This window comes from Streptomyces sp. NRRL S-340, from assembly GCF_000720185.1.
In the GTDB taxonomy this organism is placed as follows: Bacteria; Actinomycetota; Actinomycetes; order Streptomycetales; family Streptomycetaceae; genus Streptomyces.
Window position 1 is genome coordinate 147,686 of the sequence record NZ_JOIY01000007.1, and the last position, 20,380, is coordinate 168,065.

Annotated in this window: 22 protein-coding genes, 1 tRNA gene and 1 riboswitch; of the genes, 6 read left to right on the top strand and 17 right to left on the bottom strand. The window is 73.1% G+C overall.

The genetic code is table 11. From position 1 onward, the window contains the following. Window positions 1–53 precede the first annotated feature (53 nt). From IG64_RS07140 to IG64_RS07155, 4 genes are all read right to left on the bottom strand, one after another. Window positions 54–485 (bottom strand): YrdB family protein, encoded by a 432-nt coding sequence (locus IG64_RS07140; protein WP_051812444.1) that lies wholly within the window; start codon window positions 483–485, stop codon window positions 54–56. A gap of 194 nt (window positions 486–679) precedes the next feature. After that, complete coding sequence (locus tag IG64_RS07145) at window positions 680–1,138, bottom strand: DUF2267 domain-containing protein (protein WP_234438414.1); 459 nt, start codon at window positions 1,136–1,138, stop codon at window positions 680–682. 176 nt (window positions 1,139–1,314) lie between these two features. Beyond that, entirely contained in the window at window positions 1,315–1,734 is a 420-nt protein-coding gene (locus tag IG64_RS07150; RefSeq protein WP_037853252.1) for an Hsp20/alpha crystallin family protein, read from the bottom strand. A gap of 87 nt (window positions 1,735–1,821) precedes the next feature. Next, entirely contained in the window at window positions 1,822–2,730 is a 909-nt protein-coding gene (locus IG64_RS07155) for an alpha/beta fold hydrolase (RefSeq protein WP_107474180.1), read from the bottom strand. A 460-nt stretch (window positions 2,731–3,190) separates the two neighbouring features. On the opposite strand from IG64_RS07155, the gene IG64_RS07160 reads away from it, so the two are divergent. Further along, window positions 3,191–3,604 carry a peptidoglycan-binding domain-containing protein gene (locus IG64_RS07160; protein WP_037853254.1) on the top strand — a complete coding sequence of 138 codons (414 nt, stop codon included), beginning with the start codon at window positions 3,191–3,193 and terminating at the stop codon, window positions 3,602–3,604. A gap of 147 nt (window positions 3,605–3,751) precedes the next feature. On the opposite strand, the gene IG64_RS07165 is transcribed toward IG64_RS07160, so the two are convergent. Then, complete coding sequence (locus IG64_RS07165; RefSeq protein ID WP_037853255.1) at window positions 3,752–4,225, bottom strand: carboxymuconolactone decarboxylase family protein; 474 nt, start codon at window positions 4,223–4,225, stop codon at window positions 3,752–3,754. Window positions 4,226–4,454: 229 nt separating this feature from the next. On the opposite strand from IG64_RS07165, the gene IG64_RS07170 reads away from it, so the two are divergent. Then, window positions 4,455–4,760, top strand: a complete 306-nt coding sequence (locus tag IG64_RS07170; protein WP_037853258.1) for a hypothetical protein — start codon at window positions 4,455–4,457, stop codon at window positions 4,758–4,760. Window positions 4,761–4,873: 113 nt separating this feature from the next. Here IG64_RS07170 and IG64_RS07175 read toward each other — a convergent pair whose 3' ends face one another. After that, window positions 4,874–5,830: a GlxA family transcriptional regulator gene (locus tag IG64_RS07175; protein ID WP_037853389.1), complete on the bottom strand. Its 957-nt coding sequence runs from the start codon at window positions 5,828–5,830 to the stop codon at window positions 4,874–4,876. A 415-nt stretch (window positions 5,831–6,245) separates the two neighbouring features. On the opposite strand from IG64_RS07175, the gene IG64_RS07180 reads away from it, so the two are divergent. Further along, window positions 6,246–6,848 (top strand): hypothetical protein, encoded by a 603-nt coding sequence (locus IG64_RS07180; RefSeq protein ID WP_037853259.1) that lies wholly within the window; start codon window positions 6,246–6,248, stop codon window positions 6,846–6,848. Here the strand turns inward: IG64_RS07180 and IG64_RS07185 are convergent. The 6 genes from IG64_RS07185 to IG64_RS07210 form a co-directional block, all read right to left on the bottom strand. Beyond that, window positions 6,820–8,367, bottom strand: a complete 1,548-nt coding sequence (locus tag IG64_RS07185; protein ID WP_037853262.1) for an MFS transporter — start codon at window positions 8,365–8,367, stop codon at window positions 6,820–6,822. The genes IG64_RS07180 and IG64_RS07185 overlap by 29 nt on opposite strands. Window positions 8,368–8,442: 75 nt before the next feature. Continuing rightward, window positions 8,443–9,780, bottom strand: coding sequence for a DUF445 domain-containing protein (locus IG64_RS07190; RefSeq protein WP_420709888.1), 1,338 nt, complete (start codon window positions 9,778–9,780; stop codon window positions 8,443–8,445). A gap of 251 nt (window positions 9,781–10,031) precedes the next feature. After that, window positions 10,032–10,922 carry a DUF1707 SHOCT-like domain-containing protein gene (locus tag IG64_RS07195; protein WP_051812446.1) on the bottom strand — a complete coding sequence of 297 codons (891 nt, stop codon included), beginning with the start codon at window positions 10,920–10,922 and terminating at the stop codon, window positions 10,032–10,034. A 33-nt stretch (window positions 10,923–10,955) separates the two neighbouring features. Further along, complete coding sequence (locus tag IG64_RS07200) at window positions 10,956–11,978, bottom strand: ABC transporter ATP-binding protein (RefSeq protein WP_051812448.1); 1,023 nt, start codon at window positions 11,976–11,978, stop codon at window positions 10,956–10,958. A 19-nt stretch (window positions 11,979–11,997) separates the two neighbouring features. Continuing rightward, window positions 11,998–12,981 (bottom strand): ABC transporter permease, encoded by a 984-nt coding sequence (locus IG64_RS07205; protein ID WP_234438415.1) that lies wholly within the window; start codon window positions 12,979–12,981, stop codon window positions 11,998–12,000. Next, entirely contained in the window at window positions 12,974–13,774 is an 801-nt protein-coding gene (locus IG64_RS07210; RefSeq protein ID WP_037853267.1) for an ABC transporter permease, read from the bottom strand. The genes IG64_RS07205 and IG64_RS07210 overlap by 8 nt, the downstream gene beginning before the upstream one ends. Before the next feature lie 792 nt (window positions 13,775–14,566). Between IG64_RS07210 and IG64_RS07215 the strand changes: the two genes are divergently transcribed. Next, complete coding sequence (locus tag IG64_RS07215) at window positions 14,567–17,089, top strand: transglycosylase domain-containing protein (RefSeq protein ID WP_199811527.1); 2,523 nt, start codon at window positions 14,567–14,569, stop codon at window positions 17,087–17,089. A 79-nt stretch (window positions 17,090–17,168) separates the two neighbouring features. On the opposite strand, the gene IG64_RS07220 is transcribed toward IG64_RS07215, so the two are convergent. From IG64_RS07220 to IG64_RS07230, 3 genes are all read right to left on the bottom strand, one after another. After that, window positions 17,169–17,489, bottom strand: coding sequence for a DMT family transporter (locus IG64_RS07220; RefSeq protein WP_037853400.1), 321 nt, complete (start codon window positions 17,487–17,489; stop codon window positions 17,169–17,171). Window positions 17,490–17,551: 62 nt separating this feature from the next. Then, window positions 17,552–17,626, bottom strand: a riboswitch (guanidine-III (ykkC-III) riboswitch). A gap of 54 nt (window positions 17,627–17,680) precedes the next feature. After that, window positions 17,681–18,037: a GroES family chaperonin gene (locus tag IG64_RS07225; RefSeq protein WP_037853273.1), complete on the bottom strand. Its 357-nt coding sequence runs from the start codon at window positions 18,035–18,037 to the stop codon at window positions 17,681–17,683. 42 nt (window positions 18,038–18,079) lie between these two features. Further along, on the bottom strand, window positions 18,080–18,409 hold the full coding sequence (locus tag IG64_RS07230; RefSeq protein ID WP_037853275.1) for a DUF3618 domain-containing protein: 330 nt from the start codon (window positions 18,407–18,409) through the stop codon (window positions 18,080–18,082). A 142-nt stretch (window positions 18,410–18,551) separates the two neighbouring features. Here IG64_RS07230 and bcp point away from each other — a divergent pair, with 142 nt between their 5' ends. Together bcp and IG64_RS07240 are read left to right on the top strand one after the other, a co-directional pair. After that, window positions 18,552–19,019: a thioredoxin-dependent thiol peroxidase gene (gene bcp, locus IG64_RS07235; protein ID WP_037853278.1), complete on the top strand. Its 468-nt coding sequence runs from the start codon at window positions 18,552–18,554 to the stop codon at window positions 19,017–19,019. A gap of 177 nt (window positions 19,020–19,196) precedes the next feature. Next, window positions 19,197–19,280, top strand: a tRNA-Leu gene (locus tag IG64_RS07240). Between the two features lie 46 nt (window positions 19,281–19,326). On the opposite strand, the gene rdgB is transcribed toward IG64_RS07240, so the two are convergent. Together rdgB and IG64_RS07250 are read right to left on the bottom strand one after the other, a co-directional pair. Continuing rightward, a complete protein-coding gene (rdgB, locus tag IG64_RS07245; RefSeq protein WP_037853281.1) occupies window positions 19,327–19,929 on the bottom strand; it encodes an RdgB/HAM1 family non-canonical purine NTP pyrophosphatase in 603 nt (200 codons plus the stop codon). Window positions 19,930–19,951: 22 nt separating this feature from the next. Beyond that, window positions 19,952–20,359: a hypothetical protein gene (locus IG64_RS07250; RefSeq protein ID WP_037853285.1), complete on the bottom strand. Its 408-nt coding sequence runs from the start codon at window positions 20,357–20,359 to the stop codon at window positions 19,952–19,954. Between the last annotated feature and the right edge of the window lie 21 nt (window positions 20,360–20,380).

The following is a 20,380-nucleotide window of genomic DNA, read 5'->3' on the forward strand; positions in this document are numbered from 1 at the left end:
CCCTGCTCCTAGCCACTGCCGTATTGCACGACGGTGATAGGGCCGACTCGGCTTCAGCGGTCCGGCGAAGGGTTCGGGCGCGGCGGCCTGCCCGCAGTGGCCCGGGTGAGCCGGAACGTCTCCGCCATCGCCGTGTTCGCGATGACGAGGACCGCCATCGTGACGGCCGCCGCCGGGTGGCCCGCGCCGTACACCGCCGCCGCGCCGCCGCCGAGAACCAGGGTCTTGACGAGGAGGACCCAGGGGAGGCCGGGGCGCAGGCGGGCTTTGGGGGCGGCGAAGAGGGACCACAGGGTGATGGCGAGGGCGGGGGCGCCGAGGCCCAGGAGGAACGGCGTGGCACCCTCGCCGGTGCGGAAGCCCCACCAGGCCAGGGCCGCCAGGGCGGCCAGTTCGAGGAGGAAGGCCAGGAGTTCGTTGGCCGCGTACCAGGGGCGCAGGCCGGCCGGTGCGGCCGCCGTCCGGGCAGAGTCGTTCCGCGCCATGCTGTCAGTCCCCCCTCGCGCGGCGATCCTCCGTCCCGGCGGGCCGCCCGGGGACTGAGCATGGCACGGCGGGCGTCGCGGGTCACCGTCGGAACTTCCGCACCGGCGGACGAGGGGACCCCGGCCGCCTCTCGCCGGGCTTGCGAGGCGATGGGCAGGTCACGTTTCTCGACGCTCTCGCCAATCCGTCCGGATCATCCCCTCCGGGGCGCCGGCGGGCGGGGGCCGGACAGTTCTGCGCGGCCGAACAGCAGGGCGTAGCCCGGGGGGAGTTGGGTCAGGATGTCCGTCAGGACGGGTGGGGGCAGGAGGTCGGCCAGGACGGTGAGGACCGTGCCCGTGTCCCAGCGGGCTGTCGCCGGGGTGGAGTTGTCGATGCGGGACGCCACCGATTCGACGAACTCGCGGGCCGTCAGGGGGCGGATGACCGGGATCTGGGCGGCCACCACCCTGGCCGCCTCCTCGGGCAGGGCGCGGGCCAGGGCGACGCGTTCGTCGCCGGTCACGTGGGTGCCGAGGGCGGACAGGACGGTGCGGGTGACGCCTTCCGCCTGCGCTCTCGTCGTGTATCCGCCCGCTTCGCGTACGCGTTCGATCAGGGTCTGCCAGGGGCGGGACGTGGAGGCGGAGTCCGCCTCCGTCGGGGTCGTCATGGTCCGGATGGGTGCCGCCGGCGCGGTCATCGTGTGGGGCCTCCTCCGCGTGGGTTGGCTCGCCGGGGTGGTGCGTGGCCGCGTCCCGTGAGCGGGACACGGGCTCACGGGACGCTCTTCTCACAGGGTCCGTCCGGCCAGTGGTGGCCGGGGTGGGCCGGGCCGAGGGCGGCTCTTCAGCCGCTCAGCTGGCGGCGTTCGCTGCCGCCGGTGATCTGGATCTTGCGCGGCTTGGCCTGCTCGGCCACCGGGATGCGCAGCGTGAGGACGCCGGCCTCGTACGACGCGTCGATGCGTTCCGTGTCGAGGGTCTCGCCGAGGAACAGCTGGCGGGTGAAGGTGCCCGTGGGGCGTTCGGCGACGATCATCTCCGCGCCCTCGGCGGCCGGGGACTTCCGCTCGGCGTGGACGTTGAGCACGTTCCGTTCGACGTCGAGGTCGATGGTCTCGGGGTCGACCCCGGGGAGGTCGAAGTGGACGATGAAGTCGTCCCCCGACCGGTAGGCGTCCATGGCCATGGTGCCGGGGCGGGCGGGGCCGAAGACCTGCTGCGCGAGACGGTCGAATTCGCGGAAGGGATCCGAGCGCATGAGCATCACAGGTCACTCCTTTCCTGTGGCACTGGGTGCGATGCCCTACGTCTCTTTATATAACTCGCCGGACTAAAGTTGACAAGCCTCGACTCAGGTCAGGAACGCGCTGACCGCCTCGTACAGGGCTTCCGGCTGGTCCAGGTGGACGTCGTGGCCCGCGCCGGGGACCGTCAGCGGTGTCGTGCCGTGCGGGCGGCGGGCGTGCATCTCGGTGAACTCCGCCTCGCGCATCGTGCCGTCGGCGCCCCTGACGACCAGCACGGGGCAGGTGACGGCCTCCCACTCCCGCCAGTGGTCGCGGCGCGCCAGTTCGGTGATCGAGGACACCATCACGTCCCGGTCGGCCTTCGGCCACCAGCCGTCCGCACGCTCCTCCAGGCTCCGTGCCCAGACCTCGTGCCCGAAGAAGCGGGCGGCCGCCCCGGCGGTGGGGAAGGGGACCGGCCAGGAGTCCAGCCACGCGGCGATCCGGCCGGGGAGGTCCGCGGGCGCCATCGCGGGCCCCGCCTCGACGAGGATCAGGGACTTCACCAGGTCGGGGCGTGCGGCGGCGAGGAGCAGTGCGGTGTGGCCGCCGAAGGACTGGCCGACGAGCACGGCCGGGGCGAGGGCGCGGTCCTCGATCAGCGCCGCCGCATCCCCCACGTACGCCTGCCGGGACACGTCCCCGGGGCGGCGCGTGCTGTCGCCGTGGCCGCGGGCGTCGTACGCCACCACGCGGTGGCCGTCCGCCCGCAGGCGCCCGGCCAGGTCGTCCCATTCACCCCTGTGACCCGCCAGGCCGTGCAGGAGGAGTACGGACTTGCGGGGCGCCGACGGGTGCGGGGACTGCGGGGACCGTGGCCTGCGGGCCTCGGCGGTGCGGGAGTCGGAGCTGCGGGACCCGGGCGTACGGGGCCCGGGCGGGTGGCCCTGGGGGGCGTGGTCCTCGTAGGCGATGTGCGTGCCGTCCGGACGTGCCAGGCGGCCCTGGCGCGGGCGTGGGGTGCGGTGGGGCATCGGTCGTATCGGTTCACCAGGCACCGCTCGTCCTCCCGGGGCAGATCACCGTTCGAATCCGGTCACGGACCACGGCCGGCCGGCCCCGGTCGTCCGGCGGCGGCCGTCGGGCCGACGCCGCTCGTCTCCGCATTCTCCTCGGCCGCCGGCGAGGGGCGCGGCCCTCACCGGACTCTCGGAGGGCGGGAACCGCGGTCCCGGGAGCGGGCGCCGGCCCCCGCGGACCGCCGTCCGGCCCGAGTTACCACCTGGGTTGCAGGAGCCGAGTCCGGCTACCGCTGTGGTTGCAGGAGGTTCAACCCTGTGCGGGACGTCGGCCGTACGGGCCGGACAGTACGTTCGGGTTCGGCCGGCGGCGGGGCCGACGGTGGGTCACCACCGCCCGTGAGGTCACAGATCTGGTCAACGGCCCCGCACGCGCACCGGGACGTCATCGGATCGGAAAAAGAGGGGGAACACCGTGTTCTTTCGTCCGTCGCGCTCGATCCTCGCGAGCGCCCTCGCCACCACGGCACTGCTCGGCGCGGTCACGGCCGTCACGCCCGCCGCCCACGCCGCCTCCTTCTCCACGCAGGCGTACACCTGTCACATGTCCTACTCGGGCGGCAGGGCGTACGCGGGGCACTACAGCGGCAACACCGTCGTGCCGACGAGGACCTCGGTGTCCCAGGCGGGCGCGGAGGCCCAGTGCCTGCTCAAGAACTACGGCGCCGGCGCGGTCGACGGCATATTCGGCGCCCGGTCGCAGGCCGCCATGCGCAACGCGCAGGAGGACATCAACGACTGGTACGGCCACAAGGTGACCGTGGACGGCATGCCCGGCCCCTCGTCCTGGCCCTGGCTGCGCAAGCTCATCTCCGACCAGCACCTGTGAGGCGGACGCACTCCCGCGCGGTGACTCGCCGCCGGGGCCGGGGCCCAGTGGTGCGCCCGGCCCCGGCCCCCCGCGGGCGCGGTACGGGGGGCACGCCAGAGGGCCTTCCGCGGTGGGACCGTGCCGACGGTGTCCGCCGGCCCCGGGTCAGCCGAACATGCCCGGCTGGTAGTCGCCCGCCGGCTGCTGGATGACGACGTTCAGGCGGTTGTACGCGTTGATCAGGGCGATGAGGCCGACGAGGGCGGCGAGCTGGTCCTCGTCGTAGTGCTTGGTGGCGTTCTCCCAGACCTCGTCGCTGACGCCGCCGGCCGCGTCCGCGATGCGGGTGCCCTGCTCGGCCAGTTCCAGGGCGGCGCGCTCGGCCTCCGTGAAGACCGTGGCCTCCCTCCACGCGGCGACCAGGTGCAGGCGCTGTGCCGTCTCACCGGCGTGCGCGGCGTCCTTGGTGTGCATGTCCGTGCAGAAACCGCAGCCGTTGATCTGGCTGGCGCGGATCTTCACCAGCTCCTGCGTCGCGGCCGGGAGCGTCGAGTCCGACAGGACCTTGCCGGCGGAGTTGATGTAGCGGAAGAACTTGCCGGCGACGGGGTTCTCGAAGAGGTTGAGGCGGGCTTCCATCGTGGGCTCCTTGGTCATCGTTGCTCGTCGTCGTGCGGTTGCAGTGATACGACGGATCCGGGGCGCGGTGTGTGACAGGCCTGCGGATCCTGTTGGTGTGACCTGGGTCTCACTCTGACCCGCTCGGGGCCGGTCCGCCCGCCGGCCGGGACGGGGGTTAGCCTCGGGGCGTTCGACGCGTGCGGCAGTCACGGCACGTGCGGGAGTCGGGGGAGACAGGGAGACAGTGATGGCGAGGATTCCTACGGCAGCGGTCGCCGCGACCGGGCTCGTCGGCGGCTACGGCGTGGCCCGCTGGACCAAGAAGCGGCAGCTGGGCGGGGCCGTGCTGGCCGTCGCCGGGGCCGCCGCCGCGCAGCAGTGGCGGCAGCGGGCGGGCGGGAAGGCGGCGGGCGCGCTCACCGCCGCCTACGTCGCCGCGTTCGCCGGGTCGCACCCGCTGGCCAAGAAGGTGGGCGCCTGGCCCGCCGTGTTCGGGGTCGCCGGGGCGGTCGCCGCCGCCTCCTGGGCCGTGGCCGACCGGCGCGGTTCGTAGGCGCGGTTCGTAAGGGACACGGGTCCCGCCCGCGCTCCGGACCGCCGCCTCAGCCCCGCGCCGCCCCGGCCACGCACCGCCTCAGCCCCGCGCCGCCCCGGCCACGCACCGGCTCAGCCCCGCGTCGCCCGGAACGCGTTCCGGTACGCCCTCGGGCTCGTGCCCACCACCCTGCGGAAGCGCTCGCGGAAGGCCGTGGGCGAGCCGAAACCGGCCTGTTCGGCGATGCGTTCCACGGGGTCCGGCGTGGTCTCCAGGAGGTGCTGGGCGCGCCGCACCCGCGCACGGTGCAGCCACTGCAACGGCGTCGTGCCGGTCTGCTCGCGGAAGCGGCGGTTGAGGGTGCGGGTGCTCATGCCGGCCCGGGCCGCGATCTCCTCCAGGGCGAGGTCGCGGTCGCAGTGCTGCTCCAGCCAGCGCAGCACCGGCTCCAGGGTGGCGCCGGCGGGGGCGGGCGGCAGGTCGTGGACGATGAACTGCGCCTGGCCGCCCTCCCGTTCCAGCGGCATCACCGACAGGCGGGCGGCGTGCGCGGCGATCGCCGAGCCGTGGTCCTTGCGGATCATGTGCAGGCACATGTCCAGGGCCGCGGCGGCGCCCGCGGAGGTCAGGAGCCGGCCGTTGTCGACGTAGAGGACGTTCGGGTCGACGGTCACCCGCGGGTACCGCTGGGCCAGCGTCCGCGCCGCGGTCCAGTGGGTCGTCGCGCGCAGGCCGTCCAGCAGGCCGGTGGCGGCGAGGAGGAAGGCGCCGACGCAGATCGAGGCGATGCGCGTGCCGTTCGCCGCCGCGTCGCGCAGCGCGTCCGCGACGCCCGGCGGGAGCGGGGCGGTGGGGTCGGCGACCCCGGGCACGACGATCGTGTCCGCCTCGGCGAGGGTGCTCAGTCCGTACGGCGCCCGGACGGTGAACGCGCCGCCGGCCGTCCGCACCTCCCGTTCCACCGAGCAGACCCGGGTCTCGTAGAGGGCCCGGCCGTCGGGCTGTCTGGCCCAGCCGAAGGTGTCGACGGGGGCGGAGAGGTCGAACGGGATCACCTGGTCCAGCGCCAGGACGGCCACGGTGTGCATGCCGGGAGCGTAGGCGGGCGCGCCGGGGGCGGGCACTGGGGGTAGCCGGTGTCCCGCCGGGCCCGCCCTTCCCGTCCACCCGCGTCCGCCCGGTTTCCGCCTCGCGCCCCCTGCTCAGCCGCGCACCGGCGCCCCCGGCGTCCGTCCGGCTTCCGCCCGCGCCGGCCCCGGCGTCCGCCCGGTCTCCCCCACACCGGCTGCTCGCCCCCGCACCTGCCCCGGCGCCCGTCCGGCCTCTGTCCCGCACCGCTCAGTGCTCAGCCCCGCACCAGCACCTGGCCAGCCCCAGCACCCGTCCCCGCCTCTCCCCGCCCCCGCACCGGCTCCCGTCCGGGCCCGGGTCCTGGCGGGAATCCGTCGGTACCTGGCATTCCTGCCGCTTCTTCCGGCTCACCGGCCCGTCTAGCGTCGGCGCGTGACCAAGTTCCTCCTCGCCGTGCACGTCCTGGCCGCGATCGTCGCGATCGGGCCCGTCACCGTCGCCGCCAGCATGTTCCCGCCCGCCGCGCGCCGCGCGCTGTCCTCGCCCGGTGATCACCGGGCGGCGGAGACCGTACGGCTGCTGCTGCGGATCTGCCAGGTGTACGCGGTCGTCGGTGTCGTCGTGCCGGTGTTCGGGTTCGCCACGGCACGGAACATGGGCGTGCTGGGCGACACGTGGCTCCTCGTGTCCATCGCGCTGACCGCGCTCGCCGCGCTGGTGCTCGCCGCACTGGTCCTGCCCCGCCAGGCGGCCCTCGTCGAAAGCCTCACCTCGGAGGGCTTCACCTCGGAGAACCTGGCCGGGAAGAGCCTCACCGCGGAACGCCTCACCTCAGCAGGCCCCGCCTCAGCGACCCTCGTCGCCGTGAGCGGCACCGGGGCCACCGGCGAAGGCACGGGCGGCGGCGCAGGACCCGACCGCACCACCGTCCGCGCCACCGCCCGGCTGGCCATGTTCACCGGCCTGTTCAACCTGCTGTGGGCCGCCGTCACCGTCCTGATGATCGTCAGGCCGGGCTCGACGACGGGGGCGTGACGTCGGGGCGGCCCTTGCCCGCGGACGGTCCGGTCTTCGCCGGCACCGCGGTCAGCGGCGTGGCGATGTCCTCCAGGGAGCGGCGCTCGGCGTCGACCGCGAGGAAGGCGGCCACCAGGCCCGCCGCGCACATCAGGGCCGCGCCGATCGAGAAGGCGAGGACCGTGTCGCCGACCTTGCCGGTGCCCGTGAGGTCGGCGAAGAGCACCGGGCCGCTGATACCGCCGGCGGCGGTGCCGAGGGCGTAGAAGAACGCGATGGACATCGCCCGCGTCTCCATCGGGAAGATCTCCGAGACCGTCAGGTAGGCGCTGGAGGCGCCGGCCGAGGCGAAGAACAGCACCGCGCACCAGCAGGCGGTCAGCGTGGTCGCGCCGAGCGCGCCGCGGTCGAACAGCCAGGCCGTGCCGAACAGCAGCAGGCCGGACAGCAGGTAGGTGGAGGAGATCATCACCCGGCGGCCGACCGTGTCGAAGAGCTTGCCGAGCAGCAGCGGGCCGAGGAAGTTGCCGACCGCGATGACGGCGAAGTAGTAACCGGTGCGGTCGGAGGGGACGTCGAAGAACTTGGTCAGGATGGCGCCGAAACCGAAGGTGATGGCGTTGTAGAGGAAGGCCTGGCCGATGAAGAGGGAGAAGCCGAGGACCGCCCGCTTGGGGTAGCGGGCGAAGACCGTGCGGCCGATCTCCAGGAAGGACACGCTGCGGCGCTGGTGGATGGTGATCTCGCCGTGCGGCTCCGGCAGCCGCCCGCCCGTCTCCGACTCGATCCGCTGTTCGATCCCGCTCACCACTTCCTCGGCCTCGCCGTCCTTGCCGTGGATCAGCAGCCAGCGCGGGCTCTCCGGCACGTGCCGCCGTACGAGCAGGATCACCAGGGCGAGGACGGCGCCGAGCGCGAACGTCAGCCGCCAGCCCACGTCGGCGGCGAGGAAGCGGGTGTTCAGCGCGAGGATGGACAGCAGCGAACCGCCGACCGCGCCCACCCAGAAACTGCCGTTGATGATCAGGTCGACCCGGCCGCGGTAGTTCGCGGGGATCAGCTCGTCGATCGCGGAGTTGATGGCCGCGTACTCGCCGCCGATGCCGAACCCGGTCAGGAAGCGGAAGAGGAAGAACCACCAGGCGTGGAAGGAGACGGCGGTCAGGGCGGTGGCCGCGAGATAGACCGCCAGGGTGATCATGAACAGCTTCCGGCGGCCGTAGCGGTCGGTCAGCCGTCCCCAGAACAGGGCGCCCACGCAGGCCCCGGCCACGTACAGCGCGGCCGCCACGCCGGTGACCTGCCCGGAGCTGATCGCCAGACCGCTGCCCGGTTCCGACAGGCGGCTGGCGATGTTGCCGACGACGGTGACTTCCAGCCCGTCCAGGATCCACACCGTGCCCAGGCCCACGACGATGGTCCAGTGCCAGCGCGACCACGGAAGACGGTCGAGTCTGGCGGGGATGTCGGTGGTCACGGTGCGGCCGGTGCCGTCACCTGCCGACCCTGCGGCGCTTGCGGCGTCTGCGGTGGCCATGGGCTCCCTCCTCGTCGGGCGGACGTCCCTCCGGGTGCCCCCGAACCCATGGGATCACGCCCTGGCACCGGCCGCCTACGCTCCGAGGACGCGCGACACCGTGTAGATCAGCAGTCCCGCCAGCGAGCCCACCACCGTGCCGTTGATCCGGATGAACTGCAGGTCACGGCCGATGTGCGCCTCGATCTTGCGGGTGGTGTGCTCGGCGTCCCAGCCCGCCACGGTGTCGGTGATCAGCGAGGTGATCTCCTTGCGGTACGTCGTCACCACGTACACCGCGGCACCCTCCACCCAGCGGTCCACCTTGCCCTGGGCCTTGGGGTCCTCGGCCATCCGGTTGCCCAGGGAGAGCAGGGAGGCCCGCACCCGCATCCGCAGCTCGCTGCGCTCGTCCTCCGCCGCCGAGACGATCATCGACCGTACGGCGGACCAGGCCGAGGCGATCAGGTCCTGGACCTCGCCGCGGCCCAGCACCTCGCTCTTGAGGCGTTCGACACGGGCCCGGGTGTCGCCGTCGGACTGGAGGTCGCAGGCGAAGTCGGTGAGGAAGCGGTCCAGGGCGCCGCGCGCGGGATGGCTCGGCATGTCCCGCATCTCGGTGACGAAGCGCAGCAGCTCCCTGTAGACGCGCTCACCGACCTTCCGGTCGACGAACTTCGGGGTCCAGCCGGGCGCCCCGCCCTGCACCGCGTCCATCACGGAGTCGCCGTGCAGCACCAGCCAGTCGTGCGCCCGGCTGACGACCAGGTCGACGACGCGCCGGTGCCCGCCGTCGGCGACGATCTTCTCCAGCATCTTGCCGAGCCCGGGCGCGATCTCCTGCACCGCCGCCCGGCGCGTGATCGCCTCGCCGACCACCGCCTGCACGTCGGAGTCGCGCAGCACCGTCAGCGCGCCGCGCAGCGCGGTGGCCAGTTCGGCGGTCACCCGGTCGGCGTGCTCCGGGCGGGCGAGCCAGGCGCCCAGCCGGCCGCCGATGCCGACGGCGCGCAGCCGCTGCCGCACGACGTCCTCGGAGAGGAAGTTCTCGCCGACGAACTCGCCCAGCGAGACGCCGAGCTGGTCCTTCTTGGTGGGGATGATCGCGGTGTGCGGGATGGGCAGCCCGAGCGGGTGCCGGAAGAGGGCGGTGACCGCGAACCAGTCGGCGAGCGCGCCGACCATGCCCGCCTCGGTGGCCGCGGCGACGTACCCCGCCCAGGCACCGGCACCGGTGTGCTCGGCCCACTTGGCCAGGACGTACACCACCGCCACGAACAGCAGGAGCCCCGTCGCGGTGAGCTTCATCCGGCGCACACCGCGCCGGCGCTCCTCGTCGGCGGGGCTGAACACGGTCATCGCGCGCCGGGGGACGGCCGCGGCGTCCGCCGCTTCCGCGTCCGCCTGTGGCACCGCCGTCGTCGTTCGTTCCATCCGCTCCACCCGTTCCGTGTTCCCGCACCCGCCCCGCGCACGATTGTCCCCTCCTGACCTACTCCCGGGACGGAACAGGAGTTCCCGGCCTCACCCGGAAGGGGCGACGGCGCGGGGAGCGACGGCGGCACGGCGGCACGGGGAAAGTCCGCGGACGGCGGAGGCCGACTGCGGGGCGGGGAGAAACCAGCGGCAGGAGCGGCAGGAGGGGCAGGAGGGGCAGGAGGGGCGGGGAGAACGGGAGGAAGGGCCTAGAAGTCCCGGTGTCCCCGGCCGTCCCGGCGCTGCTCCCGGCGTTCGCGGTGCCGCTCCCAGCGCTCCTCGTGCCGCTCGCGGTGCTGCTCAAGCCGCTCCTCGTGGCGTTCCCACTGCCGCTCCCAGCGCTCTCGGCGCTCGTCGCGGTGACTCCCCTGCAGCTCGCGGCGCTCGGCCCTGCGGTCCAGCTTCTCCTGGCGGCGCTCCTCCTTCTGCCGCTGGCGCTCGGCCCTGGTCAGCTTGCGCTCGACCCCCACACCGCCCCAGAAGGCGAAGCCCGTGACGATCACGCGCGGGGCGCCCGGCTCGCCCGGCACGCCCTCCTCGCGGTGGTCGAAGCCGCCCATGATGCCGATGCCGCGCACGACCACCTCGACACCGGGCGGCACGATCACCTGCGCCCCGCCCATGATCGCGATGCAGTTGATCTCGACCTCGCGGTCGGCGAAGTCCGCCTCGCGCAGGTCGATCTCGCCGCCGCCCCAGAAGGAGAAGCAGGTGAAGCGCTTGGGAACCGTCCACCGGCCCTTGCGCTGGAAGCCGGACATGACGGCGACGGCCCACGACGACGACCCCTCGCCGCCCGTGATCCGTCCCGCCCAACTCCCCTGTGGTGCGGGCTCCTTGTGGAGGGAGACGGCCGGGGAGAGGGGGACCGCGCCCTGCCCGACCGGCAGGTCACGGGTGATCGGCGCCAGCTCCCCGTACGTGCGCGCCTGGTACGTCGCCTCCAGCCGCTCCTCGAACTCCGCCATGTCCAGGCGCCCTTCGGCGAGGGCGTCCCGCAGGACCTCGGCGACTCGTTCACGGTCGGCGTCGGAGGCGCGCAGCTCGGGGACGGGGTGCCCGGCGGGCGTCTCTCCTGGGGGCGGCACGGCGTCGGTCATGGGCAGCAGCCTACGAGTTCGCCGCGCGGGAGGCTACGAGCCCACGCGTTGCGCTCCGGTCTCGTACATCTTGGCGATCACGGCCTCGATGTCCGGTTCGCGCACCGACAGGTCCACCAGCGGGTAGCGGTCCGCGATCCGGGCCACCAGCGGGGCCGCCGACTCGCCCGCCGGGAACGCCAGCCACTGCCGCGGCCCCTCGACGCGGACCACGCGCGCGCCCGGCACGTCGACCGGCGGCAGTTCGCGCTCCAGGTCCACCACCAGGGTGCGTTCGCCCTCCCCCGCCTCGTGCAGGCCGGCCAGCGGGCCGTCGTACATCAGCCGGCCGTGGTCGATCACCATCACCCGCGAGCACAACTGCTCGATGTCCTGGAGGTCGTGGGTGGTCAGCAGCACCGTCGTGGCGCGCTCGGCGTTCAGGTCGCGCAGGAACTCACGGACCCTGGACTTGCTGACCACGTCCAGGCCGATGGTCGGCTCGTCCAGGTACAGCACCTCCGGGTCGTGCAGCAGGGCCGCCGCGATGTCGCCGCGCATCCGCTGCCCCAGGGAGAGCTGCCGTACCGGGACGTCCAGCAGGCCGGACAGCTCCAGGAGTTCCACGCAGCGGTCGAGGTTCTCGCGGTAACGGGCGTCGGGGATGCGGTACATGCGGTGCATCAGCCGGTAGGAGTCGATCAGCGGCAGGTCCCACCACAGGGTCGTCCGCTGCCCGAACACCACCCCGATGCGCTGCGCGAGCCGCGTCCGCTCGCGCGAGGGGTCGATGCCGGCGACCCGCAGCCGACCGCCGCTCGGGGTCAGGATGCCGGTCAGCATCTTGATCGTCGTCGACTTGCCCGCGCCGTTCGGGCCGATGTAGCCGACCATCTCGCCGCGCGCCACGGTGAAGGAGATCGAGTCGACCGCCCGCACCCGCCGCCGTTCCCGCTTGAGGAAGCCGGTCTTCTTGCGCACGTCGAAGACCTTCTCGACCCGGTCGAGTTCGATGAAGGCCCCGCCGGCCGTCCGCTCGCGGGCGCTCCCGAGCGCGCCGTCCGCTCCCGTGTCCATGTCCTGTGTCCCTCCAGCTTCAGCTTCCCGTACTCCGGTACGACCGCAGTCCCGCCCGCCACGCCAGTCCCGCCAGCGCGCAGCACGCCGCCGCCACCAGCGGCGGGGTGAACGCCGTCCACCACGGCAGCCCCAGCGGGTAGGGGCGTTCGAGCACATAGGCCGCGGGGACCCAGTTGACGAAGGCCAGCGGCAGGACGAACGTCACCCCCCGCACCAGCTCCCTGCCGAACACCGTCGGCGGGTACTCCAGCAGCGTGGTGCCGCCGTAGGTGAACGCGTTCTGCACCTCGGAGGCGTCCTGCGCCACGAACTGGAAGGCCGCGCCCGCCACGAAGACCGCGCAGAAGATGGCGCAGCCGCTCAGCACCATCACCGGCATCAGCAGCACCTTGGCCGGCGTCCAGTGCAGGTCGAGCGTGCACAGGGCGTACCCCAGCACCAGGAGTCCCTGCGTGACCCGGCCCAGCCGGCGCAGCGCGAACCGGTCCGCGGCGACCTGCGCGAGGACCGGCGCCGGGCGGACCAGCAGCGTGTCCAGGGTGCCGTCGCGCACCCGCCGCCCCAGCCGGTCCATCGAGCCGATCGTGAGGTCGGCCAGCCCGAAGGACGTGCCGGACAGCCCGTAGAGGAAGGCGATCTCGGGCAGCGAGTAGCCGCCCAGCGCGTCCACGCGGGAGAACATCAGCAGGATCGCCACGAAGTCGAGCGCGGTCGCCGCGAAGTTCCCGAAGGTGGTCATCACGAAGGAGGCCCGGTAGGCCATCGTGGAACGCAGCCACATCGCGGCGATCATGCGGTAGGCGCGCAGACCGTCGGCGAGCCGGCCGCGGGACGCGGACCCGGGGTCCGCGGCGGGCGGTGCGGAGGCGGTGGCGGGCGGTACGACGTCCGGGGCGGCCGGAACGGAGCCCGGGTCGGCCGGAACGGAGCCCGGGTCGGCCGGAACGGAGCCCGGGTCGGCCGGTACGGAGCCCGGCGTGTCGCCGGTGAGGTCAGCCACCCTGGACCACCACCCGGCGCGTCGCCACCGTCTGCAGCAGCCGCCCCGCCGCCAGCAGCGCCACCGCCCACGCACCCTGGAAGGCGTACGTGCGCAGCGGATCCGCGTGCCCGAGCAGGACGTCGGCCGGGGCCTGGAGCAGCGACGACCACGGCAGGACCCGTACGACCTCGCCGAGGGCGCCCGGGAAGACGTTCAGCGGCAGGAGCATCCCCGAGCAGAAGAGCCCGGCCAGCCACGCGATCTGCACGACTCCCGCCCCGTCGAGCAGCCAGAACGCGCTCAGCGCCACCAGGTACCGGATGCCGAAGCTCACCAGCATCGCCAGCGGCACCGCGCCGAGGAAGGCCGCCCAGGTCACCGGGTCGGTGGGCAGCATGGCCGGGAAGACCAGCGCCCCGAACACGAAGGGCACCACCCCGCGGCCCAGCAGCTGGAAGACCGCCCGGCCCAGGTCCGCCGCGAGCCACCACAGCTGAAGGTCGGCCGGGCGGTGGAGATCCGTGGCGATGTCCCCCGTACGGATGCGCTCCATCAGCTCGTCCTCGACCCCGCCCCCGCCGATCGCGAGCGTCGCCAGGAACGCCTGGCCCAGCCACACGTACGTCACCGCCTGGGAGTGGTCGTACCCTCCCAGATGCGGGCGGGCGTCCCACAGCGCGAGATAGGTGTACACGAGGATCAGGCCGAAGACCGTGTTCGTGAACACCCCGGCCGCCGTGGCCGCCCGATACGTCGCGTACCGTCTGAATCCGCCTGCCGCGACGGCCACGTACAACCGTCCAGCGCCCACGTCACGCCCTCCAAGCTCCGCCGACACCGAAGCGCAGGAGCCTAGTGCGCGCGGAACGTGAGGTGCCACGCATTTTCCGCGCGCCGGAAGTTCCGGAGCGCGGGAACGGAACGTGAGGTACGAGAGTCTTCATCCGGGGGCGCAGAAGACGCATGAGGGCGTACGGGAACGTACGAGGCGAAACAGGAGTCCGTGCACGAGATGAGCGACGAGCCGCAGCCGAAGGCCGGGGCGCAGCAGCCAGGGACCGGCGCGCAGCCGCAGCCGGGAGCGCGACCGCCGTCGCGGCCCGGCCGGGAGCCGCAGGAACGGCCCGGCCCACGACCGGAGGCCGGGGCACAGCGCCAGGGCCCCAAAGCGGGACGGGACTTCGGCGCGGGGGCCGCCCGTGGCACGGAGTCGGCCTCCGGCGCGGGGTCTCCCTCCGGTCCGGGGTCCGGCTCCGGCACGGGGTCTCCCTCCGGTCCGGGGTCCGCCTCCGGTGCGGGATCCGCCTCCGGTGCGCAGAAGAGCCCCGGTGCGGGCCCGCGGTCGGGCTCGGGCGGTGCCGGAGCCGGTTCGCGGCCCGGCGCGGGGGCCGGCACCGGGGGTGAGGCCGGTCGTCCGGACGCCGCTCCGGTGCCGGATGCGGCACCGGGGTCAGCACCGGAGGCCGGGCGGGATCCCCTGCGTGAGCCCGGACGGGAGCCGGAGCCGCAGGGCGCGCCGCGACGTCGTACGGCACCTCCCGCCTGGGCCGCGACGGGAGCCGGTGCCAACGGACGCAAGGCACCGGCCTCCTCCCCCGCCGCCATGACCACCGCGGCCCACGCCTCCGTCGCCGGCGGCGGCAACGCGGGCGCGGGCGGCGGCGGGACGCCGGGCCCGGACGGCAAGGGCGGCACGGGCGGCACGGGCAAACGCCCCAAGCGCCGGCGTACCGGCTGGCGGCGGATCTTCCCCACCTGGCGCATGACGCTCGGCACGTTCCTCACGCTCGTCCTGCTGGGCTTCGGCGCGTTCTTCCTCGGCTACTCGCTGGTCAAGATCCCGTCCGCCAACGCCCTCGCCGTCAAGCAGGCCAACGTCTACCTCTACGCCGACGGCACCGAGATCGCCCGCGACGGCGAGGTCAACCGCGAGAGCGTCCCGCTGGACCAGGTCTCCAAGGCCGCCCAGCACGCCGTGCTCGCCGCCGAGGACCGCGACTTCTACAGCGAGTCCGCCATCGACCCCAAGGCCATCGTCCGCGGCGGCTGGAACACCGTCACCGGCAAGGGCAAGCAGTCCGGCTCCACGATCACCCAGCAGTACGTCAAGAACTACTACCTGGGCCAGGAACAGACCGTCACCCGCAAGGTGAAGGAGTTCTTCATCTCGATCAAGCTGGACCGCAACAAGTCCAAGGACGAGATCTTCGAGGGCTACCTCAACACCAGCTTCTTCGGCCGCAACGCGTACGGCATCCAGGCCGCCGCGCAGGCGTACTACGGCGTGAAGGCCAAGGACCTCGACCCGGCCCAGGCCGCCTACCTCGCCGCGCTGGTCAACGCCCCCAGCGAGTACGACGTCTCCGCCCACCCGGAGAACAAGCAGGCGGCCGTCGCCCGCTGGAACTACGTCCTGGACGGCATGGTCAAGAAGGGCTGGCTCGGCGCCTCCGAGCGGGCCGGCCTGAAGTTCCCGGAGCCCAGGTCCGCCACCGTCCCGACGAACATGGCCGGGCAGCGCGGCTACCTCGTGCGCGCGGTGAAGGACTACCTGGCCAAGAACAAGATCCTCGACGAGGACGAACTGGCCGCCGGCGGCTACCGCATCACCACCACCCTGCAGAAGAAGAAGCAGGACGCCTTCGTCAAGGCGGTCGACGACCAGCTGATCGACAAGCTGGACAAGAAGAACAACAAGACCGACACCTACGTCCGCGCCGGCGGCGCCGCGGTCGACCCGAAGACCGGGCAGGTCGTGGCGATGTACGGCGGCATCGACTACGTGAAGCAGTACACCAACAACGCCACCCGGCGGGACTTCCAGGTCGGCTCCACCTTCAAGCCGTTCGTCCTCACCTCCGCCGTGCAGAACGACTCCACCACCCAGGACTCGCGCCCCATCACCCCCAACACCCTCTACGACGGCACCGACAAGCGGCCCGTACAGGGCTGGAACGGGGGCCACTACGCCCCGGAGAACGAGGACCAGCAGTCCTACGGCGACATCACCGTCCGCGAGGCCACCGACAAGTCCGTCAACGCGGTGTACGCGCAGATGGCCGTCGACGTCGGCTCCGACAAGGTCAAGGACACCGCGCTCGCCCTCGGCCTCCCCTCCGACACCCCGGAGCTGATCGGCTCCCCGTCGATCGCGCTCGGCGTGGCCCAGGCCAGCGTCGTGGACATGGCCGAGGCGTACGCGACCCTCGCCAACCACGGCAAGCACGGCACGTACACGATCATCAAGAAGATCACCAAGGACGGCGCCGACGCGGTGGCCCTGCCGGGCCACGACAGCACCGTCTCGCAGGCCGTCAGCCGCGAGGCCGCCGACACCACCACCGCCGTGCTGCAGAGCGTCGTCCAGAACGGCACCGGCGCGCCCGCCCAGGCGATCGGCCGCCCGGCCGCCGCCAAGACGGGTACCGCCGAGAACGACCAGGCGGCCTGGTTCGCCGGATACACACCCGACCTCGCCACCGTCGTCTCCGTCATGGGCCAGGACCCGGAGACCGCCGCGCACAAGCCGCTCTACGGCGCCCTCGGCCTCGCCCGCGTCAACGGCAGCGGGCCGCCCGGCAGCATCTGGGCGCAGTTCATGGGCGACGCCCTCAAGGGCACCCCGGTCAGCGACTTCGACCTCCAGCTCCAGCCCGGCGCCGACCAGACCCAGGCGCCGCCGAGCGACCCCGCGCAGACCAGCCCCGGCACCGGCACCGGCGGCGGTGACACGGCCGGCTCGGCCAGCCCCGGCCAGACCACGCAGGGCCAGAGCACCCAGGGCCAGGACCGGGGACAGACCGGCGGCACGCCCACCGACGGCGGCGGAACGCCCACCGACGGCGGCGGCACCGGCGACACCCAGGGCGGCCCCGGCGGCGACACCGGCGCCACGGACGGCACCGGCGGCACTCCGCCCACCGGCGGGGACACCCAGGGCGGCGGCACCCCCGGCGGCTCCGGCGGCGGTACGCCGACCACCGGGGACCCGACGGGAGGCGGCGGCGCGGGCGGCGACGGCGGGACCGGGACCAGCACGGGCCCGGGCGCGGGCGGCACGGGCACGGACACCGGCACGACGACGGGCACCGGCCACGGCCAGCACGTCACCGCGGCGCGGGAGTAGTAGCCCGCCCGCGGGGCCCGCGCGGGGCACGGGCCGGAAGGCCTGAGCCCCGCGCGGGCCCCGCGCCGGTGACGAGTCCTCAGTGACCCGAGGTGGCCTTCAGACCCACCACGGCCACCAGCAGCAGACAGACGAAGAAGATCCGGGCGGCGGTCGCCGGCTCCCCCAGCACCACCATGCCGAGCACCGCCGCACCGGCCGCCCCGATGCCCACCCACACGCCGTAGGCGGTACCGATGGGCAGCGAACGGGCGGCGTAGGACAGCAGCAGCATGCTCGCGACGATCCCCGCCCCGGTCAGGACGCTGGGCACCGGCCGCGTGAACCCCTCGCTGTACTTCATCCCGATCGACCAGCCCACTTCCAGCAGACCGGCGACGACAAGCAGAACCCAGGCCACGACGGGCACCTCCGCGAAGACGGCGACGCCGGGCGGTCGACCGGGCGTCACGACGGACATCAGGTGCGTCGTCTTTGCCTTCGACCCGGTACGGCGCGTCTCGTCGGGCTCCCTTCCGAGGTTAGCAAAGGAACGACAAAGGGGCCGGTGACGACGGTCACCGGCCCCTTCGTTCCCTTTGAGCCGTCCTGTCAGAGGTACAGACCGGTGGAGTCCTCCGACCCCTCGAAACGGTCCGCGGCCACGGCGTGCAGGTCGCGCTCGCGCATCAGCACGTACGCGGTGCCCCGCACCTCGACCTCCGCCCGGTCCTCCGGGTCGAACAGCACCCGGTCGCCCGGCTCCACGGTCCGCACGTTCTGACCGACCGCCACGACCTCCGCCCAGGCGAGGCGGCGGCCCACCGCCGCCGTCGCGGGAATCAGGATGCCGCCGCCCGACCGGCGCTCGCCCTCGCTCGTGTCCTGGCGGACGAGCACCCGGTCGTGCAGCATCCGGATGGGCAGCTTGTCCTCGTGGGGGCTGTGCTCGTTTCTGTTGGCGCTCACGCCTGAAACCTACCTGCTCGGGCCTTGTCCGTACGGAGCGGGTCAGCCGCGGCGCTTGCGCCCGCCGACGGCGAGCAGGCCGACGACCCCCACGGCCAGGAGCGCGACCGGCACGATCCGCTCCAGCCGGGGTGCGCCCGCCTCGTCCACGAACTGCCCGCGCACCTCGCTCACCACCCGGTTGACCTGGACGTACGCCCGTCCGAGGGTGTGGTCGACGTGGGAGGCGACCTTGGCTCTGGCATCGCCGACGATGGTCTTCGGGTGCACGCGCACCCCGATCTCGTCGAGGGTCTCGGCCAGCGTCTCGCGGCGACGCCTGATGTCCGCCTCGATCTCAGCCGGGGTTCTGGTGTCCGCCGTGTCCGCCACCGTAGCGCCTCCGAAGTCAACTGATGCGTGTTCAGCACAGTCTGTCAGCTCTCGCCGCGACCGCACTGTCGGCACCCCCGGTTACCCTCGGACCCACACGGTATTGGCACCTACGAGGACACGCACGAGGAGAAGACCTTCGATGAGCGAGCGACTCCAGCCCGGCGACGCGGCCCCCGCCTTCACCCTCCCCGACGCCGACGGCAACGAGGTGTCGCTGGCCGACCGCAAGGGCCGCAAGGTCATCGTCTACTTCTACCCGGCCGCCCTCACCCCCGGCTGCACCAAGCAGGCCTGCGACTTCACCGACAACCTCGACCTGCTGGCCGGCGCGGGGTACGACGTCATCGGCATCTCCCCCGACAAGCCGGAGAAGCTCGCGAAGTTCCGCGACACCGAGTCCCTGAAGGTCACCCTCCTCGCCGACCCCGACAAGAAGGTCCTGGAGGCCTACGGCGCCTACGGCGAGAAGAAGCTCTACGGCAAGACGGTCACCGGAGTCATCCGCTCCACGGTGGTCGTCGACGAGTCCGGCAAGGTCGAACGGGCCCTGTACAACGTCAAGGCCACCGGCCACGTCGCCAAGATCATCAAGGACCTGGGCATCTGACCCCACGCCCCGCCCCACCCGAGCGGCCCGCCCCGGACACCGGGCACGGGCCGCTTCCCGGTGCGGCCGGCGGGGGAAGCCGCCGCCGCTGGGCCCCAACTGCCGTGCGGTCACCGGTACCTGGCGCAGGCGCGACGCGGGGCGGAAGGCGGTTGCCGGTACGATGACAAGCAACCGGCGGCGGTGGCGCAATGGCGACGCAGCAGACTTAGGATCTGTGGCCCTTGATCGGGCTTGAGGGTTCGAATCCCTTCCGCCGCACACGAACGGCCTGCGGATCGAAGGATCTCCGCAGGCCGTTGCTGTGTCAGCCCACCAACTCCCGCACCACCGGCACCAGTGCCCGGAAGGCCTTGCCGCGGTGGCTGATCGCGTTCTTCTCCGCGGGGGACAGTTCCGCGCAGGTGCGGGTCTCGCCGTCGGGCTGGAGGATCGGGTCGTAGCCGAAGCCGTGCTCGCCGGCCGGGGTGTGGCGCAGGGTGCCGCGCAGCCGGCCTTCGACGACCCGTTCCGTGCCGTCGGGGAGGGCGAGGGCCGCCGCGCAGGCGAAGTGGGCCGCGCGGTGGCCGTCCGCGATGTCCGAGAGCTGGGCCAGCAGCAGGTCGAGGTTGGCCTTGTCGTCGCCGTGGCGGCCGGCCCAGCGGGCGGAGAAGATGCCGGGGGCACCGCCGAGGACGTCGACGCACAGGCCCGAGTCGTCGGCGACCGCCGGCAGGCCGGTGGCCCGGGCCAGCGCGTGGGCCTTCAGCAGCGCGTTCTCGGCGAAGGTGACGCCGGTCTCCTTGACGTCGGGGACGTCCGGGTAGGCGTCGGTGCCGACCAGTTCGTGGGGCAGTCCTGCCTCGGTGAGGATCGCCCTGAGTTCGGTGATCTTTCCGGGGTTGCGGGTGGCGAGGATCAAGCGGGTCATGCCCACCAGTATCCGGTGCCGGTCAGGGTGTGCAGACCTTGGTCAGTTCGCCGGCGGCGTCGGTGACGGGGGTGAGGTCGGGGGTGTCGTCGCCGTTCTTGAGGGCGGTGCGGACGTTCCCGACCGCCTTGTCGAGGTCGTCGACGGCCTTGTTGACGTCCGCGTTGTCGGTCTTGTCGCCGATTTTCTCGAGGTTGTCCTCTATGGCGCGGAGCGCGTCGTCGGACTTCGCCGGGTCGTCGACGGCGTTCCGCACGGCCTGCTGGAGGTCGGTGACGCTGTCGGCGATGGAGTCGGCGGTCTGTACGCAGTCCAGGGCCTTGCCGACCGCGTCGCAGCCGGTGAGGGCGGCGACGGTGAGCGCGACGGCGGCCGCGGTGGCGGCGACGGCGGTGGTGCGGCCCGGACGTCGGTACCGGCTCGTGGCCATGGCTGGGTCCCCTCCCCGTTC

Excerpts from the sequence above, each read along its gene's own strand:
- IG64_RS07140 (WP_051812444.1), bottom strand. The coding sequence starts at position 485 with ATGGCGCGGAACGACTCTGCCCGGACGGCGGCCGCACCGGCCGGCCTG.
- rdgB (WP_037853281.1), bottom strand. The coding sequence starts at position 19,929 with ATGACCCGCTTGATCCTCGCCACCCGCAACCCCGGAAAGATCACCGAA.
- IG64_RS07150 (WP_037853252.1), bottom strand. The coding sequence starts at position 1,734 with ATGCTCATGCGCTCGGATCCCTTCCGCGAATTCGACCGTCTCGCGCAG.
- IG64_RS07175 (WP_037853389.1), bottom strand. The coding sequence starts at position 5,830 with ATGCACACCGTGGCCGTCCTGGCGCTGGACCAGGTGATCCCGTTCGAC.
- IG64_RS07200 (WP_051812448.1), bottom strand. The coding sequence starts at position 11,978 with ATGGACACGGGAGCGGACGGCGCGCTCGGGAGCGCCCGCGAGCGGACG.
- IG64_RS07185 (WP_037853262.1), bottom strand. The coding sequence starts at position 8,367 with ATGGCCACCGCAGACGCCGCAAGCGCCGCAGGGTCGGCAGGTGACGGC.
- IG64_RS07250 (WP_037853285.1), bottom strand. The coding sequence starts at position 20,359 with ATGGCCACGAGCCGGTACCGACGTCCGGGCCGCACCACCGCCGTCGCC.
- IG64_RS07145 (WP_234438414.1), bottom strand. The coding sequence starts at position 1,138 with ATGACGACCCCGACGGAGGCGGACTCCGCCTCCACGTCCCGCCCCTGG.
- IG64_RS07170 (WP_037853258.1), top strand. The coding sequence starts at position 4,455 with ATGGCGAGGATTCCTACGGCAGCGGTCGCCGCGACCGGGCTCGTCGGC.
- IG64_RS07195 (WP_051812446.1), bottom strand. The coding sequence starts at position 10,922 with ATGACCGACGCCGTGCCGCCCCCAGGAGAGACGCCCGCCGGGCACCCC.
- IG64_RS07155 (WP_107474180.1), bottom strand. The coding sequence starts at position 2,730 with ATGCCCCACCGCACCCCACGCCCGCGCCAGGGCCGCCTGGCACGTCCG.
- IG64_RS07215 (WP_199811527.1), top strand. The coding sequence starts at position 14,567 with ATGACCACCGCGGCCCACGCCTCCGTCGCCGGCGGCGGCAACGCGGGC.
- bcp (WP_037853278.1), top strand. The coding sequence starts at position 18,552 with ATGAGCGAGCGACTCCAGCCCGGCGACGCGGCCCCCGCCTTCACCCTC.
- IG64_RS07165 (WP_037853255.1), bottom strand. The coding sequence starts at position 4,225 with ATGGAAGCCCGCCTCAACCTCTTCGAGAACCCCGTCGCCGGCAAGTTC.
- IG64_RS07190 (WP_420709888.1), bottom strand. The coding sequence starts at position 9,780 with ATGGAACGAACGACGACGGCGGTGCCACAGGCGGACGCGGAAGCGGCG.